The sequence below is a fragment of the Actinomadura terrae genome, from assembly GCF_022751215.1.
Taxonomy (GTDB): domain Bacteria; phylum Actinomycetota; class Actinomycetes; order Streptosporangiales; family Streptosporangiaceae; genus Spirillospora; species Spirillospora terrae.
In genome coordinates this window covers 811,276-826,300 of sequence record NZ_JAICDG010000003.1, presented here as the reverse complement: position 1 = coordinate 826,300, position 15,025 = coordinate 811,276, and the positions used below count along the sequence as shown (strand labels likewise).

The following is a 15,025-nucleotide window of genomic DNA, read 5'->3' as shown; positions in this document are numbered from 1 at the left end:
CACCCTAGGTGATCAATGCGCGACCGAGGAAGTCCGCCGCGTCCCGAACGCCGGGCAGGACGAAAAAGTACCCGCCGCCGAACGGGCTGACGTAGTCGGTCAGCGGCTCGCCCGCCAGCCGCCGCTGCACGGCCTCGAACTGGGCCCGCGGGTCGCGCTGGTAGCTGGTGAAGACCATGCCCATGTCCAGCTCGCCCGCGCCGTCCAGGCCGCGGTCGTAGTTGTAGGCGCGGCGCAGGATGCGGCGGCCGGACGCCTCCGCCGTGCGCGGGTTCGCGCGCCTGATGTGGCTGGTCAGTGGGATGACCGCGCCGGCGGGGTCCTCGGCGTAGCGGGGTTCGTCGTGCTCGTGGACGCCGTCGAGCGGCGCGCCGGTGTCGCGGCGGCGGCCGAACATCCGCTCCTGCTCGGCGAGCCCGACCCTGTCCCAGAACTCCACCAGCATCCGGATCAGCCGGACCACCAGGTACGTCCCGCCCGCCGTCCGGGCGTCCCCGCGCAGCCAGACGAGCCGGTCCATCTCGCGGGCGTCGGACGGGTCGGGGTTCGCGGTGCCGTCCTTGAAGCCCAGCAGGTTGCGGGGCGCGCCGTCCGGGCGCGGCGGGGCGCCGAACCCGCTGATCCGCCACCGGGGCTGCGCCGCCCCGCGCGTGTGGCGGGTGATGTCGCGCAGCGCGTGGACGACGGTGTCCTCGTCCCACGCCGACAACTGGACGCTGAGGTCGCCGTGGCACCAGGCGGGGTCGAGGGCGTCGTCGGGGAAGACCGGCATCCGGACGAGGCCGGGCGGCCTGCGCGCGGCCAGCCCGAACCGTCCGTCGAACAGCGACGCGCCCGCGCCGACCGTCACCAGCAGCCCGCCGCCCGGCACGTCCGGGCCGAGCACGCCGGAGTCGGCGGGCGGCGCGGCGATGCCCGGTTCGTCGGGCGCGCCGCCGGAGGTCAGGACGCGGGCTCGCTCGGTCAGCGCGCGCAGCAGGTCGGCCAGCTCGCGGCGGCCGTCCGCGATGACGTCGAACGACGCGACGACCGTGCGGCGCGCGGGCTCCTCCAGGACGCCCGCCTGGTGCTCGCCGTGGAACCCCCGCGCGGGCGGGGCGGCGGCGGAGGCGTCGCCGAGGCCCGCCACGGCGCCCGCCGCGAGCGCGCCGCGCAGGAACGCGCGCCGGCCCGTCACCGGGTCCGCCTCGGCCGCGCGATGGTCGCGACGGAGGCGAGCAGCTCGACCAGCCGTCCCACCGTCCCGTTCAGCCGACCGCGCGCCTCCCGCGACAGCTCCGCGAGCGAGGAACGGCCGCTGAGCTGCGCGGTCAGGCGGTCCATCCAGGCGTCCACGGCGGCGAGGGCGGGGAACCTCGTCCGCAGGACGGGGCGGAGCACGCCGACGACCTCGCGCGTGCCCTCCAGGTGCGCCGCCGCCGTCCGAAGTTCGGTGCCGCTGCCCTGGTCGGCGGCGCCGGTCAGCTCGAAGCGCAGGGTGTCCTCCAGGATCTCGTGGGCGCGCAGCGGCAGGTCGGCGGGATCGACGCGCTCGTCCCGGAACCCCGTCCGGAGGGCCTGGACGTCGCGGGCCAGCCGGTCGGCGACCGGCGCGAGCGCGGGCATCTGCTCACCGTGCCACAGCCCGCGCTCCAGCCGGTGGAACCCGGTGAACCCCGGGTCGCGGACGCCGCCGGGGAGCCCGCGCGGGAGGCCGTCGACGGCGTCCGCGAGATCGCCGAAGGCCCCGTAGGCGGCGCCGAGCCGGGCGTAGGCGAGGTGCGCGGGAAGCCAGGCGGCCTTCGCGGCGTCCCGGTCACGGCGGTGGATGGCGTCGCGGAGCCGCTCCGTCCGGGAGACCAGGGTTTCGAGCCCGCTCGTGACGTAGGCGCGGTAGGAACGCGCCGGGCCGTACAGGTCGCCCTCCCCGACCGGGACGACCGCCGGGCCGCCCCGTCCGGGCCCGGCGACCCGGACGACGGGCCCCACCACCGGATCGACCGCGTCCTCGACGGCGCAGCGGAACCGGTACGCGCCCGCGCCGAGCCGGACCCGCAGCGTCCGGACGGTCCCCGGCGCGAGCCCCTCGACCTCCGCGTGGACGGCGCCGGTCGCGGCGTCCACCAGCGTGACCTCGGCGACGGCGGCGCCGGTGTTGCCGACCAGCAGCGTCTGCCGCCCGGCGCGCGCGGCCGTCCAGCCGGCGCCGCACCGCCCGGCCGCCGCGTCGATCACCCGCCGGTGGGCGGCCGCACCGCCCACCGCGCCGCCGGACGCGACGTCGCCGGACGCGGCGAGCAGCACCGCCGCGCCCACGATGATCGGAGACACCCGCATGACGCCGCCACTCTAGGACCGCCGGGCCCGGCGTCCCACCCCCTCCCGGGACGCATACGACCGTCCGCGCGCGGGGAGAGGGTGGGGAGGCGAGCAAAGGAGAACGCCATGCTGGTCCGTGAGGCGATGACGTCACCCGTCGTGACGATCCCGCCGTCGGCGACCGTCCGGCAGGCCATCCGCGTCCTGGACGAGCACGAGGTGACCGCGCTGCCCGTCGCGGACGGCGACGGGAGGCTGGTCGGCATCGTCAGCGAGATGGACCTGCTGCTCGGCGAGTTCGAGGCCGACCCGCGCGCGTTCGCCCGCCCCCTTCCCGGGACCACCGCCCCGGGGACGCCGTCGCCGCGCCACGTCGGCGACGTCATGACCCGCGAGGTGACGACCGCGCGCCCCGGCGCCGACGTCGCGGAGGTGGCCGAGCTGATGATGCGGACGCGGATCAAGAGCGTCCCGGTCCTGGACGGCCCCGACATCGTCGGCGTCCTCAGCCGCCGCGACCTCGTCGCGGTGCTGGCGCGCGGCGACGCGCGCATCCGCGACGACGTGCTCGCCGCGCTCGCCGAGTTCGGCGCCGGCGCCCCGTTCGACGTCTCGGTGGACGACGGCGCGGTGGAGCTGCGCGGCGCGGCGGGCGAGCCCGCCCGGCGGATCGCCGAGGTGCTCGCGCGGACCGTCCCGGGCGTGCGGAACGTGTCGATCCGCCCGGTGGGCCCCTGACGCCCTGCCCCGGGGGCTACGCGCCGTCGAACGCCTTCCTGATCGCGGCGATGTCGATCTTCTGCATCGACAGCATCGCGCTCATGGCGCGCGCGGAGCGCTCCTCGTCGGCGTCGCCGATCATGTCGATCAGCCCGTCCGGGATGACCTGCCACGACACGCCGTACTTGTCCTTGAGCCAGCCGCACTCGGACTCGGCGCCGCCGCCCTCAGTGAGGCGCTGCCAGTAGTAGTCGACCTCCTCCTGGTCGGCGCAGTGGATCTGGAACGAGACGGCCTCGTCGAAGGTGAACTGCGGGCCGCCGTTCAGCCCGACGAACCGCTGCCCGTTCAGCTCGAACTCGACGGTCAGCACCTTCCCGGCGGGTCCGGGACCGGCCGGTCCGGTGCGGACGATCCGCCCGAGCGCGGCGTCCTTGAAGATCGAGACATAGTGGTGCGCGGCCTCCTCGGCCTGGCCGTCGAACCACAGGCAGGTGATCAGTCCCTTGCCGGTCATCGGTACCTCCGGTCGTTGTTGCTTTCACCGGTATTGACCGGTCCCGTGCCCGGAACTCATCGCCGCACGCGGACCCGGTGCGCGGCGATTTTCTACACTAAATCGGTAGGAATAGTTGCTTTTCGGTCGCGCCGCGTGTTCTGATACCGGCATGCGTTCCCGGCTCGTCCTCGTTCGCAGGCGGCATGTGGACCTCCTCCGCGTGACCTCCGCCGGCTGTCCGGCCTGACCGTCCCCGACCGCCCGCCGCCAGGCCCGCCGACAGACCAGCCGAGAGGAACGAACCATGTCCCAGACCATCAGCGAGCCCGTCCACCGGACCGCGCGCCGGATCGGCGGCCGCATCGGCGCCGAGTTCACCGGCGTCGACCCGCTCGCCCTCCCCACCGAAGAGATCATCGTCGCACTGCGGCGGCACAAGGCGCTGGTGTTCCGCGACGCCGGGCTCGACGACGACGGCCAGCTCGCGTTCGCCGCCCGGTTCGGGAAGCTGACCAGGGCGCATCCCACGGTCCCGTCCGTGGACGGGCGGCCCGACATCCTGCCCGTCAAGGGCGAGGAGGGCATCCGCTCCAACACCTGGCACACCGACGTCAGCTTCGTCCGGACGCCGCCGAAGCTGAGCACGCTGCGCGCCCTCGTCGTCCCGGCCTACGGGGGCGAGACGCTGATCGCCAACGCGGCCACCGCCTACCGCGACCTGCCGCGCCCGCTCCGCGAGTTCGCCGACGGGCTGTGGGCCGTCCACACCAACGACTACGACTACGCGGTGCCGAGCGTCAACGCCGAGAAGGCCGCCGAGTACCGCAGGGTGTTCGCGTCCCGCCGCTACCGGACCGCGCACCCGGTCGTGCGGGTGCACCCCGAGACCGGCGAGCGCGGCCTGTTCATCGGCGGGTTCGCGCAGAAGCTCATCGGCCTCTCGGGCACGGAGTCGCGCGACATCCTGCGGATCTTCCAGTCGTATGTGACCCGGCCGGAGAACATCGTGCGCGTCCGGTGGCGGCCGGGCGACCTCGTGCTCTTCGACAACCGGATCACCCAGCACTACGCCCCCGACGACTACGGCGACCAGCCGCGCGTCCTGCACCGCGTCACCGTCGCGGGCAACGCCCCGGCGGGCGTGACCGGCGACCGCAGCTACATCATCGAGGGCGACTCGGCGGCGCACTACACCCCGGCGCTCGCCGCCTGACGGGACCCGCCCGGGGGCGTGCCGCCACCTCACGTCCCCGGGCGCCTTGGGCTACGGCTTGCCGTCTTCGGCGGCGCGGCGGGCGCGGGCGCGGCGCTTGCCCTCGTGCATGGCCTGGACGCGGGCGATCGGGATCGTGTGCCCCTCCTCCACGAGGTCCGCGGGCAGCGCCTGCGGGCCCGGCATCAGCTCGGCCCAGGGGTCGCGGTCGGCGAGCAGGCGGGCCGCGTCGCGGATGGTGAACGCGCGCGGGTCCACGTCGTCCAGTTCCTCCCACGGCACCGGGAACGACACCGGTACGCCGGGGCGGATCCGCGGGCTGTAGGCGGCGGCGACGGTCGCGCCGCCGGCGCGGGTGGAGTCGAGGAACACCTTGCCCGCGCGGTCCTCGCGGATGAACGCGGTCGTGGCGAGGTCGGGATCGAGGCGTTCGGCGCGCGCGGCGAGGGCGCGGGTCGCGGCGGCCACGTCCTCGACCGGCGTCCGGCCGTCGAGCGGGACGAACACGTGCACGCCCTTGGCACCGCTGGTCTTCACCGCGCCGTCCATGCCCATGGCGGCGAGGGCGCGGCGGACCAGGTGCGCGGCGCGGGCCACGGACGCGAACGCGCCGCCGGACGGCGGGTCGAGGTCCATGACGAGGTGCGTGGGGCGGCCCGGGTCGGCGGCGAGGGCGAGCGGCGGGTGGTACTCGACCGCGCGCTGGTTCGCGAACCACAGCAGCGTCCGGCGGTCGTCGCACAGCGCGTAGGACACCTCGCGCTGGGACGTCTCCGCCCAGATCGTGACCGTCCGTACGAACGGCGGCGTATATTTGGGGACGTTCTTCTGCATGAACGGCTTCTGGCCGCGCAGCACGCGGACGACCGACAGCGGCCGCCCCGCGAGCTGCGGGACGAGCCGTCCCGAGACGGCGTCCAGGTAGTCGACGAGATCGCGCTTGGTCGCCTCCGCCCCCGCGAACAGCGGCTGGTCGAGGTTGGTCAGCGCTACCCCGTCCCGTTCTTCATCGGCGCTCACCCCTCCAGCTTCGCACGCGCCACCGACAGCACTCCTGTATCGGGCACTCTTGTAACGTCATGATCCGAACGAGGCGAGGGAGACGCGGGTGTACGTACCGCCCAGGCTGGTCGGGCGCGTCCGCGAGTCGGGCGAGCTCGACGCGGCCTTCCGCGCGGCGCGCGGCGGGACGCCCTCGGCGGTCCTGCTCGGCGGCGAGGCGGGCGTCGGCAAGACGCGGCTGCTCGGCGTGCTCGCCGACCGGTGGCGGGCGCAGGGCGCGCGGTTCCTGGCCGGCGGCTGCCTGGAGCTCGGCACCGAGGGGCTGCCGTTCGCGCCGTTCACCGCGGCGATGCGCCAGCTCGTCCGCGACATCGGCGTGGACGGCGTCGGCGCGCTGCTGCCCGCCGGGGCCACCGCCGACCTCGGGCGGCTGCTGCCCGACTTCGGGGAGTCCGACGGGGACTCCTTCACCGCCGAGGCCAGGGCCCGGCTGTTCGAGCTGGTGCTCACGCTGCTGGAGCGGCTCGCCGCGGACGGCCCGGTCGTGCTGGCCGTCGAGGACGCCCACTGGGCCGACCGCTCGACCCGCGACCTGCTGGTGTTCCTCGTCCGCAACCTCGGCGCGGGCGTCCCGCTGCTGATCGTCGCCACCTACCGGACCGACGAGGTGCACCGGTCGCATCCGCTGCGGCCGCTGCTGACCGAGCTGGACCGGGTGCCCGGCGTCCGGCGCGTCGAGGTCGCGCGGCTCGGCCGGGAGGAGGTCCGCGAGCTGGTCCGGGGCGTCCTCGGCGCGGAGCCCGCGGCCGCCACGCTGGACAAGGTGTTCGCGCGCAGCGAGGGCAACCCGCTGTTCGTGGAGGCGCTGCTCGGCTCCGGCGGCGACTCCGACCTGCCGGAGTCGCTGCGCGACCTGCTGCTCGGCGCCGTCCACCGGCTGCCGGAGGAGACGCAGGAGATCCTGCGGGTCGCGGCCGGGAGCGGCGCGCGGATCGAGCACGAGCTGCTCGCCGCCGTCGCCGGGCTGGACGAGCAGGCCCTCACGCGGGGGCTGCGCCCGGCCGTCGCGTCCAACGCGCTCGTGGTGGACGGGGACGGCTACGCGTTCCGGCACGCGCTGATCCGCGAGGCCGTCCACGACGATCTGCTGCCCGGCGAGCGGACCCGGCTGCACGCCCGCTACGCCCGGGTCCTGGAGGAGCGTCCCGGGCTGATGCCCGCCCGGCAGCGCGCGGTGACGCTGGCCTACCACTGGCACGCGGCGCACGACGTCGTCCGGGCGCTGACCAGCGCGTGGGAGGCGGTCGCCGAGACGCGCAAGGCCCTCGCGCACGCCGAGTCGCTGCGGATGGCCTCGCGCGTGCTGGAGCTGTGGGACCAGGTCCCGGACGCGGCGCACCGCGTCGGCGTCCCGCACGCCGAGGTCATGGAGCAGGCCGTGACGTTCGCCTGGCTCACCGGGGAGTCGGAGATGGGCATGCGCCTCGCGACCGCCGCGCTGGCCGCGCCGGGGCTGGAGGCGGGCGACCCGATGCGCGCCGCCCGCCTGTACGAGCGGCGCGGGCTGATGGGCATGAAGCTCGGCCGCGACGACGCCGTGAACGACTTCCGCGCCGCCGCCCGGATCGTGCCCGCGGACCCGCCGAGCCGCACCCGGGCGCGCGTCCTCGCGACGCTCGCCCACGAGACCGCCGGGCTGCACGGCACGCAGGACGAGTCGCGGGCGACGGCCGAGGAGGCGATGGAGGTCGCGCGGGCCGTCGGCGACGCGGAGGCCGAGATCGAGCTGGGGCTCCGGCTCGCCTGGGACCGGGTGATCAGCGACGGCGACCTGGCGGCGTGCCTCGCCCGGATCGACCGCGTCGCCGAGTTGGCCGGGGAGGTCCGGGCGTTCGAGCCGCTGCTGCGCTCGCTCGTCAACCGGGCGGACGTCCTGGAGATGTTCGGCCGACACCGGGAGGCCGCCGCCGTCGCCGCGGACGGGATCGTCCAGGCCGAGCGGTACGGGGTGGCGCGCACCACGGGGGCGTTCCTCGCGGTCAACACGGCCGAGCCGCTGGTCTCGCTCGGCCACTGGGACGAGGCGCTCGCCGTGATCGGCCGGGCGCTCGCGCAGGACCCGCCGAACGTGATCCGCGGCGGGCTGTGCTTCCTCGCGGGCGGGGTCGCGGTGGCCCGCGGCGACCTGGACACCGCGGCGGCGGAGGCGGCGGCCGCGCGCAAGCTGATCGCCCTCGGCGCCACGCGCCGCGCGCAGGACCTGTTCCCCGTCTGCCGGCTGGAGGCGCTGGTCGCGCTCGGGCGCGGCCGGGCGGCGGACGCGCTGGCGGCGCTCGACCCGGTGCTCACCGACGAGGGCCTGCCCGACGGCCCCCGCTACGCGCTGCCCGCGCTGGTGACCGCCGCGACCGCCTGCGCGGCGCTCGGCGGCACCGCCGCGCTCGGCGACGCCGGTCCGCTCGCGGCGATCCGGGCGCGGGTGGCGGGGCTCAGCGTCCTCGGCCCGGTGCAGGAGGCGCACCTGCTCACGTTCACCGCCGAGGCGGCGCGGGCGGAGGGCACGCTCGACCGGGCCGCGTGGGAGGCGGCCGCCGCCGCGTGGGACGCGCTGGAGCAGCCGCACTCGACCGCGTTCGCGCTGGTCCGGGCGGCTGAGGCGGCGATCGAGGGCGGCGATCGGGACGCGGCGGGCGCCCGGCTGCGGCGGGCCGACCGGCTCGCGGCCGACCTGCGCGCGGCGCCGCTGCGCGACAAGGCGGCGCGGCTGGCCCGCCGGGCGCGGATCACGCTCGGCGGCGACGAGCCGGAGCCGCCCCGGCTCGGGCTGACCCCGCGCGAGGCGGAGGTGCTGCGGCTGGTCGCGGCGGGACGCAGCAACCGGGAGATCGCGGCGGCGCTGTTCATCTCCGCCAAGACCGCGAGCGTGCACGTGTCCAACATCCTGGCCAAGCTCGGGGTGTCCGGGCGCGGCGAGGCGGCGGCGACCGCGCACCGGCTCCGCCTGTTCGACGACGGCTGAGGCCGCTCCCTCAGCGGGGGCGCCAGGGCGAGTCGGGGTCGGTCGGACGGGCGTCCGCGACCACCTGGAGCGCGTAGGCGGGCCGCTCGCCGGGCGCGTCCGTGGAGGCGACGGGCCCGAGGTAGGTGTGGCCGGTCAGGTGGCACCAGGCGGGCAGGTCGATGGGCGCGGCCGGGTCGGTGGCGATCAGGTGGACGACCGTCCCCGGGCCGAGCCCCGCGATGTGGCCGCGCAGCTCCAAGAGCAGCCGGACGCAGGACTTGTCGCCCCCGTCGATCAGGACGGGGGCGTGCAGCGTCGCGCGGGCGGTCTCGCCGGTGTCCGGGCCCGCCTGGGCGATCACCGCGCCGCCCGCCGCGCGGACGCCGGAGTGCCCGGCCGCCGGGGCGTAGGGGCCGGTGTTCCCGGCGAAGCTGGCGACGGCCACCCACACGTCCCGGGTCGTCGCGACGCGGTGGGCGCGCTCGCCGAGGACGACCGGGTCGTGGTCGCAGACGCCCGCGACGTAGGCGTCGATGCCGAGCGCGGCGGTCCGGGCGGCGTGCTCGGGGACGCCGAGGTCCTTGCAGATCGCGAGGCCGAGGCGCCATCCGTCCACGGTCAGGACGGCCGGCCGCGCGCCCGGCGTGAACCGGTTCGCCTCGGCGTCGCCCAGGTTCAGCTTGCGGTAGGCGATCGTCACCTCGTCGCCGACCGCGAGCATCCCGATCGCGTCACCGGACGGGTCGCCGGGCACCGGGGCCCCCGCCAGGGCGAGGGTGCCGGTCTCCCGGCAGGCGTCAAGGAGGGGCGCGAGGCGCGGGTCGTCCGGGGAGAGGGCGGGGGCGTCCAGCTCGTAGCCGGTCAGCGACAGCTCGGGGAAGACCACGACCCGCGCCCGCGCGGCGCGGACCGCCGCCGCGTGGGCGCGCGCGTTGACCCCCACGTCGTAGGGCACGCAGACGGGCTGCGCCACGGCGACGGTGAGCGGTTCGCGCATGCGGTCTCCCAAGACGGCAAATCCGGATCAATCGTAGTAAACGCGGGAGAGGCCATGATGGTGGAGGGAGTCCCGAGACTTGACCATCTCTTTCAGGTTTCGTCCAACTTGGGGGCTTACAGTCGCAGTGGAGTACCCCCGGCTGCCGTCCAGTGAGGACTCGAATTTTGGGGCTGGCGATGGACCTCGGTGTAGCGCGAGTGGAGAGCACGGAGACCTGCGGTGTGCTGGAGTTCCCCGCCGAGGTCGATCTGAGCAACGGCGAGGCGATCCTCGCCCAGGCCCTCGGTGTGCTCGACGCCGGGGCGCCCGGGCTCGTCCTCGACCTGACCGGGTGCGCGTTCTGCGACTCCAACGGGCTGAACGTGGTCCTCCGGTCGCAGACGCGGGCGAGCGAGCTGGGCGTCCCGATGTGGGTCGTGCTGCCGCAGCGGGGGATCGTCCGCCGGGTGTCGGACGTGGCGGGCCTGCAACGCCGCGTCGCGATCGCCCCGGACGTCGCGACCGCGATGGAGGCGCTCGCCGTCCCGCAGCGCTGACCCGCCCGCCGGTCCCGCGCGTGACCGGTCAGGTGAGGAGGGAGGCGGCCCTGATCGAGTGCAGGTGGATCAGGGTGTCCTAGACGCGCGGGCCGGACGGCCGCCGGACGCGGCGGCGGGCTGGGGCGGCGAGCGGCACGGCCGAGCCGGCGGAGAAGGATTTCATGCCGTCAAGGCTCGCTCCGGCCCTGCCGGTCCGAGACCCGGCGGCCCCCCATCTACCGGGTAGAGGCAGCTACACCCGCGCGGGAGTCCGTTGGTGTGATCCCGTCCTCCGCGAGACGCCCGGGACGTGCGGGCGGGACATGGACGCCCAGGTAGATCGGGGATGGGCCGTCAGGCGGGCGTCGTCCCGCCCCGGCACGCGGTGAAGGCCGGGCCGAGCCCCTCGCGGTCGATGATCTCCCGGAGCCGGGCCGGCGGCGCGGGCAGCGACAGGCAGCCGCCCTCGGCGGCGACGCGCCAGCGGATGCCGAGCAGCACCGGCAGCGGGTCGCAGCGCAGCCCGAGCCGGGCGTGCATGCGCACCATGAGGTGCCGCAGGTTGCCCTCGACCAGCGTGGTCAGCGCCTCGCCGAGCCGCCGCACCGTGCTCTGGTCCAGGACGCCCGACAGGTGCACCACCGTGTGGTCGCCGTCGCCCGCACCGGTCGTGGTGATCGCCAGCTCGGACGCGGGCGGCGACGCGAGCGGCAGGCCGCCGTCACAGGGATGCATCGTCCGGATCGCGTCGAGCACATGCGCGGTGTCCACGGCAGCCGGGGCGCCCTCGGGGGACGGCGCGGCCGTCGCCGCCGCCACGTCGGGATATACCGGGACGATCCGGTCGAGGCCGGTGAGCCGCAACGCCCGCCGCACCGGCCCGTCGACCGCGGGCACGACGGCGCGCAGCGGGCAGCCGAGCAACTGCGCGCGGGTCTCGGTGCGGGCCAGCAGCACGAGGCCCGACGCGTCCAGCAGCACCGACTCACCGAAGTCGACGACGACGCCCTCGCTACGCCGTCCCGCGCCCGCCGCCCGCGCCGCCGCGGCCAGCGCCCGGCACACGCCCTCCCTGATCCCCGCGTAGTTCTGCCAGCTCACCTGCGCGGGGAGGCGCAGCACGGTAAAACCTCGCCGGGTCCCGATCTCCAGGCCCGGCACGGTGGTGTCTCGCATGTGTCACATCCCGATCGGAGAACGCGCGGCCCCGCGGGCCAGGGTGGGCGGAGCGGTCCCGCCGCCGGACGGCAGGGGCGACCGGCGGCCGTCCGGACAAGGCGGGTGATCGGGATAAGGCGGGCGGGCGCCGCGCACCACGCCCGTCAGCCGGGACTCCGCGAGGCTCTCGATCGCCTGCTCCTCGGGCCGCACCCCGAGATGCGCGCAGCAGCACCACAGGTCGTCCACGCAGCGGCGCACATGCTCGGCCGGGACGTCGGCGAAACGAACGCGCAGCCGCGCCACGAGGTCCTCGCGCGCCGGCACGACCGATGACGACTTCTCCGAGCGCTCCACTGCCCCTCCGATCGCCTCGGACGCGAAACCCCATCGGTCCGGTGGTCATTGGCCGCCCGCCGGCGCGCCTTGGGCGGCGGGCCTTGAGCACGGAGGCGATCTACCCGGGCACCACGGCGAAAAAAGCGACGAATCTAAAAACACGGACATGACACAACCGCCGGGCGGCAAGCGGCACGGTCCCGGACGATCTACCCGGCGCCTCGCCTTTCCTCCCGGACGGGCGCGAGCCCGCTTCTGGAAGGAGAGCATCCGCCAGCCACGATGCGTACTGAGACTTTTGAGGATTGCCTGTCGCGCACGTCCCGGACGCGGCCGCCGGGGAATCGCTGATCTAGATGTCTCCAGCACTCCGGGGTGGCTCATGCACGTCCAGAAGAGCGCCGAGGGCTACTCCTCCTGGTTTCAGCTCACTCCACCGGAGGACGCGGAAACCGAGAGGCTCGCCTGACCGTGCTGCCGCCCGAGGACGTCCTCAAAAGGGACATCGCCGAATGGCTGCCCCGGCAGCAAGCACATCCCCATCGGCCACTACCCACTCCTCCTCGGCACCCGCCGCGACCTCCCCGACCGGCTCGGGCACGCCGCGATCGGCGGCTCGCCCGAGGAGAAGGCGCACCGCTCTCACGGCCGAGTCGTCCGTCGGCCCGCTGCGCTTCCGGTGCGCCGGCGGCGCCGGGCTCCGCACCGACCTGACGAGCCTGCCGATCACAGTCGAGCTCTCAACCTACCTGCGCACCGGCGCGGACGGCTGGAGCTTCGCGATCGCCAGCGTCCGCAACTGGTACGCCCACACCATGCCGCCGGGCGAGGCCGAGCGGCTCGGCGCCGCCACCGCCGAGGTGCGCCAGGCCCTCGCCGGAGCGTTCGGCGTGACGACGCTGCCGCCCGACGCGGGCGGCGCCGCTGCCCGTCCAGCGCGATTACCACCTGGGCCAGGTGCTGCGCACCGAATGCGGCTGGACGCTACTGGACTACGAGGGCGAACCCGCCCGAACCCCCGGAGAACGCCGCGCACTCGCCCGCCCGCCGACCACCAAGGCGGGCGCCTTGCCGCCCGAGTCCGGGCGCCGTCTGGAGACCCGCGCGCACGCGTGGGCCGCGCGGAACCGCCTCGCGCGGCTGCCCGTTCCGCTCCGCTCTCCGGGCCATCTGACCACATGATCAAAGACACGAAACGCCGGATCCAATTCCGCCCCATGATCATGTAAAATCCCCGCACTCTCCCCATTCGCTCGCGACCAACGGGTACCCGAACTGTCGGCAGGAGATCATCCAACATCACGAAAACGGAGCGCGCGAATGTGCGAAGCACGCCAGTTCGACCGGGAGAACGACCGGCCCCGGGCTTTCCCCGGCCGGCCCCGCCACGGCGGAACGAGCGAACGAAAACGCAGGACGCTCCGGCGCGCGGCCACCGTGACCGCCGTCGGACTCGCCCTCAGCCTCCCGGCGGGCACGCAGGCGCTGGCGGCGCTCAACCCGGTTGTCTTGAAAAGGCTCAACCTGGACGCGGTGACGCTGGGCAAGGTCAAGGCCTACGACCGGTACCGCACCCGTGAGGCCGCGCAGAAGACGAAGGCGAGAAAGGCGCTTTCCTTCGCCCGCAAACAACTTGGCAAGCCCTACAGCTGGGGTGCCGCCGGACCCGCGCGCTACGACTGCTCGGGCCTCGCGATGGCCGCCTGGCGCAGAGCGGGCGTCAGGATCCCGCGTGTGACCTACTCGCAGTACTCCGGCGTCCGGCGCAAGGTCGCGCTCAAGAACCTGCGTCCCGGCGACCTGATCTTCTTCCACGGCCGGAGCCACGTCGGCATCTACATCGGCCACGGCAGGTTCCTGCACGCGCCGAACAGCCGCTCCCGGGTCCGGATCGACAAACTCGGCGCCGCCCGCAGACGGCAGTTCGCGGGGGCCGTCCGTCCGGGCGCGCCCGCGTACAAGAAATGGTCGCCCTCTATCCGCGAACTCGTCGAGAAAATCGACCGGATGAGCGTCCAGGAAAAACCCAAGAAGGCACCGGAGCCGACGGTGGAGGCGCCGCTCGGTCTGACACCGGGCCTGATTCTGCGAACCACGCCCACCACACCCGCGCCGCCCGCCAACGAAGCGGCCTCCACGCCGCACCAATGGCCCACGCCACCCGACTACGACGCACCGTCCATCCACCACACACCGTTCACGAACACGGCCCCGCCCGCAAACAATGCGGCGCAAGCGGAGGACGCCGCGAACGCGGACGACTCGGCACCCACGAATGACGGGAAGCCCGAGGAGAACGCGGCGCCCGCGAACGAGACGGCGCCTGCAAATGGCCCGGCGCAGGCGGAAGGGCCCACGCACGCGAACGGCGCCGCGCCCACGGAGGCCCCTGCGCAGGCGGAGGGGGCTGCGCACGCGAACAGCGCGGCGTCCGCACAGGACCCGACGCAGGCGGAGGGGGCTGCGCACGCGAGCGGTGCGGCGTCCGCGGAGGAGCCGGTGCAGGCGGAAGGCTCTGCGCACGCGGGCGGCGCGGCGCCTGGAAACGGCTCGGCGCAGGCGGAGGAAGCCACGCACTCAGAGGACCCGGCTCCCGTGAATGGCGGGGAGCAGGCGGAGGGCGCGGCGCACTCGGACGATCCGGAGGCTATCGCGGAGGCGGCGGCCGCGGCTGCGGACGAGGCGAACCACGCGAACGAGCAGGCCATCGAACAGGAGATGGCGGCCCTGGACGGCGCCGTGGGCGGGAGGCAGGTCAGGCGTGAGCGCCGGCCCGTACCGCCTCGGGGTGTGTCCTCGCCCGTGCACGGGGTGAAGGCGCCGGTCGGCACGCACGAGGGGCACGGACGGCCCGCGAACCTGGCCGCCGTACAGCCCCGGCCCGCCGCCCTCGCGAAGGGTGAGAGGCCCCTCGCGCACAAGGCGTCCCGGAGCTGACAGGACGCGGACCGGCCGGGCGCGCGACGGGGGCGCGCCCGGCCGGTCCGTCATGTGCGGGGGTGTTGGGCGGCGGTTTGCGGGATGGTGGGAAATTTCGCTTTTTGGGTGGCTTGGACGGGAAGTCTGGAACTGGGCATGGGGCAAAGGTCCCTTTTACTTGGTCAACTTCCTTCCTTGGCGGGTATTGGTTTGGGGTTTTGGTGAAAGGCGGGTGGGGGCGGGCGGGAGAGTTGTCCGGCGGGGAGACGCCCCGCCTCGTTTCATGACGGAGGTTGTATGCCGCTCCTGGTCGATCGTCACGGGCTCGGCGTTCCGCGGGGGCCTGGGGCCTTGGCCG

The 15,025-nt window shown here is 74.8% G+C and carries 14 protein-coding genes; 7 read left to right on the top strand and 7 right to left on the bottom strand.

Annotation, left to right across the window (positions count from 1 at the left end; all coding sequences use genetic code 11):
• Positions 1-4: 4 nt before the first annotated feature.
• Both K2F47_RS23430 and K2F47_RS23425 read right to left on the bottom strand, forming a co-directional pair.
• Positions 5-1,177 carry a Dyp-type peroxidase gene (locus K2F47_RS23430; protein WP_242907114.1) on the bottom strand — a complete coding sequence of 391 codons (1,173 nt, stop codon included), beginning with the start codon at positions 1,175-1,177 and terminating at the stop codon, positions 5-7.
• A complete protein-coding gene (locus K2F47_RS23425; RefSeq protein WP_242907113.1) occupies positions 1,174-2,316 on the bottom strand; it encodes an EfeM/EfeO family lipoprotein in 1,143 nt (380 codons plus the stop codon). Before K2F47_RS23425 ends, K2F47_RS23430 begins: the two co-directional genes overlap by 4 nt.
• Before the next feature lie 108 nt (positions 2,317-2,424).
• Between K2F47_RS23425 and K2F47_RS23420 the strand changes: the two genes are divergently transcribed.
• On the top strand, positions 2,425-3,036 hold the full coding sequence (locus tag K2F47_RS23420; RefSeq protein ID WP_242907111.1) for a CBS domain-containing protein: 612 nt from the start codon (positions 2,425-2,427) through the stop codon (positions 3,034-3,036).
• A gap of 16 nt (positions 3,037-3,052) precedes the next feature.
• On the opposite strand, the gene K2F47_RS23415 is transcribed toward K2F47_RS23420, so the two are convergent.
• A complete protein-coding gene (locus tag K2F47_RS23415) occupies positions 3,053-3,535 on the bottom strand; it encodes a VOC family protein (RefSeq protein WP_242907109.1) in 483 nt (160 codons plus the stop codon).
• 151 nt (positions 3,536-3,686) lie between these two features.
• On the opposite strand from K2F47_RS23415, the gene K2F47_RS41760 reads away from it, so the two are divergent.
• Positions 3,687-3,764 carry a putative leader peptide gene (locus K2F47_RS41760; RefSeq protein ID WP_372490902.1) on the top strand — a complete coding sequence of 26 codons (78 nt, stop codon included), beginning with the start codon at positions 3,687-3,689 and terminating at the stop codon, positions 3,762-3,764.
• Positions 3,765-3,821: 57 nt separating this feature from the next.
• On the top strand, positions 3,822-4,730 hold the full coding sequence (locus K2F47_RS23410; RefSeq protein ID WP_242907107.1) for a TauD/TfdA dioxygenase family protein: 909 nt from the start codon (positions 3,822-3,824) through the stop codon (positions 4,728-4,730).
• A gap of 51 nt (positions 4,731-4,781) precedes the next feature.
• Here K2F47_RS23410 and ligD read toward each other — a convergent pair whose 3' ends face one another.
• Positions 4,782-5,750, bottom strand: a complete 969-nt coding sequence (gene ligD, locus K2F47_RS23405) for a non-homologous end-joining DNA ligase (protein ID WP_242907105.1) — start codon at positions 5,748-5,750, stop codon at positions 4,782-4,784.
• Positions 5,751-5,838: 88 nt separating this feature from the next.
• Between ligD and K2F47_RS40845 the strand changes: the two genes are divergently transcribed.
• The gene (locus tag K2F47_RS40845; protein ID WP_308198444.1) at positions 5,839-8,751 is read left to right on the top strand and encodes an ATP-binding protein; all 2,913 of its coding nucleotides are present in this window, start codon (positions 5,839-5,841) and stop codon (positions 8,749-8,751) included.
• 10 nt (positions 8,752-8,761) lie between these two features.
• On the opposite strand, the gene K2F47_RS23390 is transcribed toward K2F47_RS40845, so the two are convergent.
• Positions 8,762-9,730 carry a nitrilase-related carbon-nitrogen hydrolase gene (locus K2F47_RS23390; RefSeq protein ID WP_242907103.1) on the bottom strand — a complete coding sequence of 323 codons (969 nt, stop codon included), beginning with the start codon at positions 9,728-9,730 and terminating at the stop codon, positions 8,762-8,764.
• A 179-nt stretch (positions 9,731-9,909) separates the two neighbouring features.
• Between K2F47_RS23390 and K2F47_RS23385 the strand changes: the two genes are divergently transcribed.
• Positions 9,910-10,269, top strand: a complete 360-nt coding sequence (locus K2F47_RS23385) for an STAS domain-containing protein (protein WP_242907101.1) — start codon at positions 9,910-9,912, stop codon at positions 10,267-10,269.
• A 336-nt stretch (positions 10,270-10,605) separates the two neighbouring features.
• Here K2F47_RS23385 and K2F47_RS23380 read toward each other — a convergent pair whose 3' ends face one another.
• Both K2F47_RS23380 and K2F47_RS23375 read right to left on the bottom strand, forming a co-directional pair.
• A complete protein-coding gene (locus K2F47_RS23380; RefSeq protein WP_242907099.1) occupies positions 10,606-11,427 on the bottom strand; it encodes an STAS domain-containing protein in 822 nt (273 codons plus the stop codon).
• A gap of 3 nt (positions 11,428-11,430) precedes the next feature.
• Positions 11,431-11,766 carry a hypothetical protein gene (locus tag K2F47_RS23375; RefSeq protein ID WP_242907097.1) on the bottom strand — a complete coding sequence of 112 codons (336 nt, stop codon included), beginning with the start codon at positions 11,764-11,766 and terminating at the stop codon, positions 11,431-11,433.
• A gap of 939 nt (positions 11,767-12,705) precedes the next feature.
• Here K2F47_RS23375 and K2F47_RS23370 point away from each other — a divergent pair.
• Both K2F47_RS23370 and K2F47_RS23365 read left to right on the top strand, forming a co-directional pair.
• On the top strand, positions 12,706-12,930 hold the full coding sequence (locus tag K2F47_RS23370; RefSeq protein ID WP_242907095.1) for a hypothetical protein: 225 nt from the start codon (positions 12,706-12,708) through the stop codon (positions 12,928-12,930).
• A 351-nt stretch (positions 12,931-13,281) separates the two neighbouring features.
• A complete protein-coding gene (locus K2F47_RS23365; protein ID WP_242907093.1) occupies positions 13,282-14,685 on the top strand; it encodes a C40 family peptidase in 1,404 nt (467 codons plus the stop codon).
• The last annotated feature ends 340 nt before the right edge of the window (positions 14,686-15,025 follow it).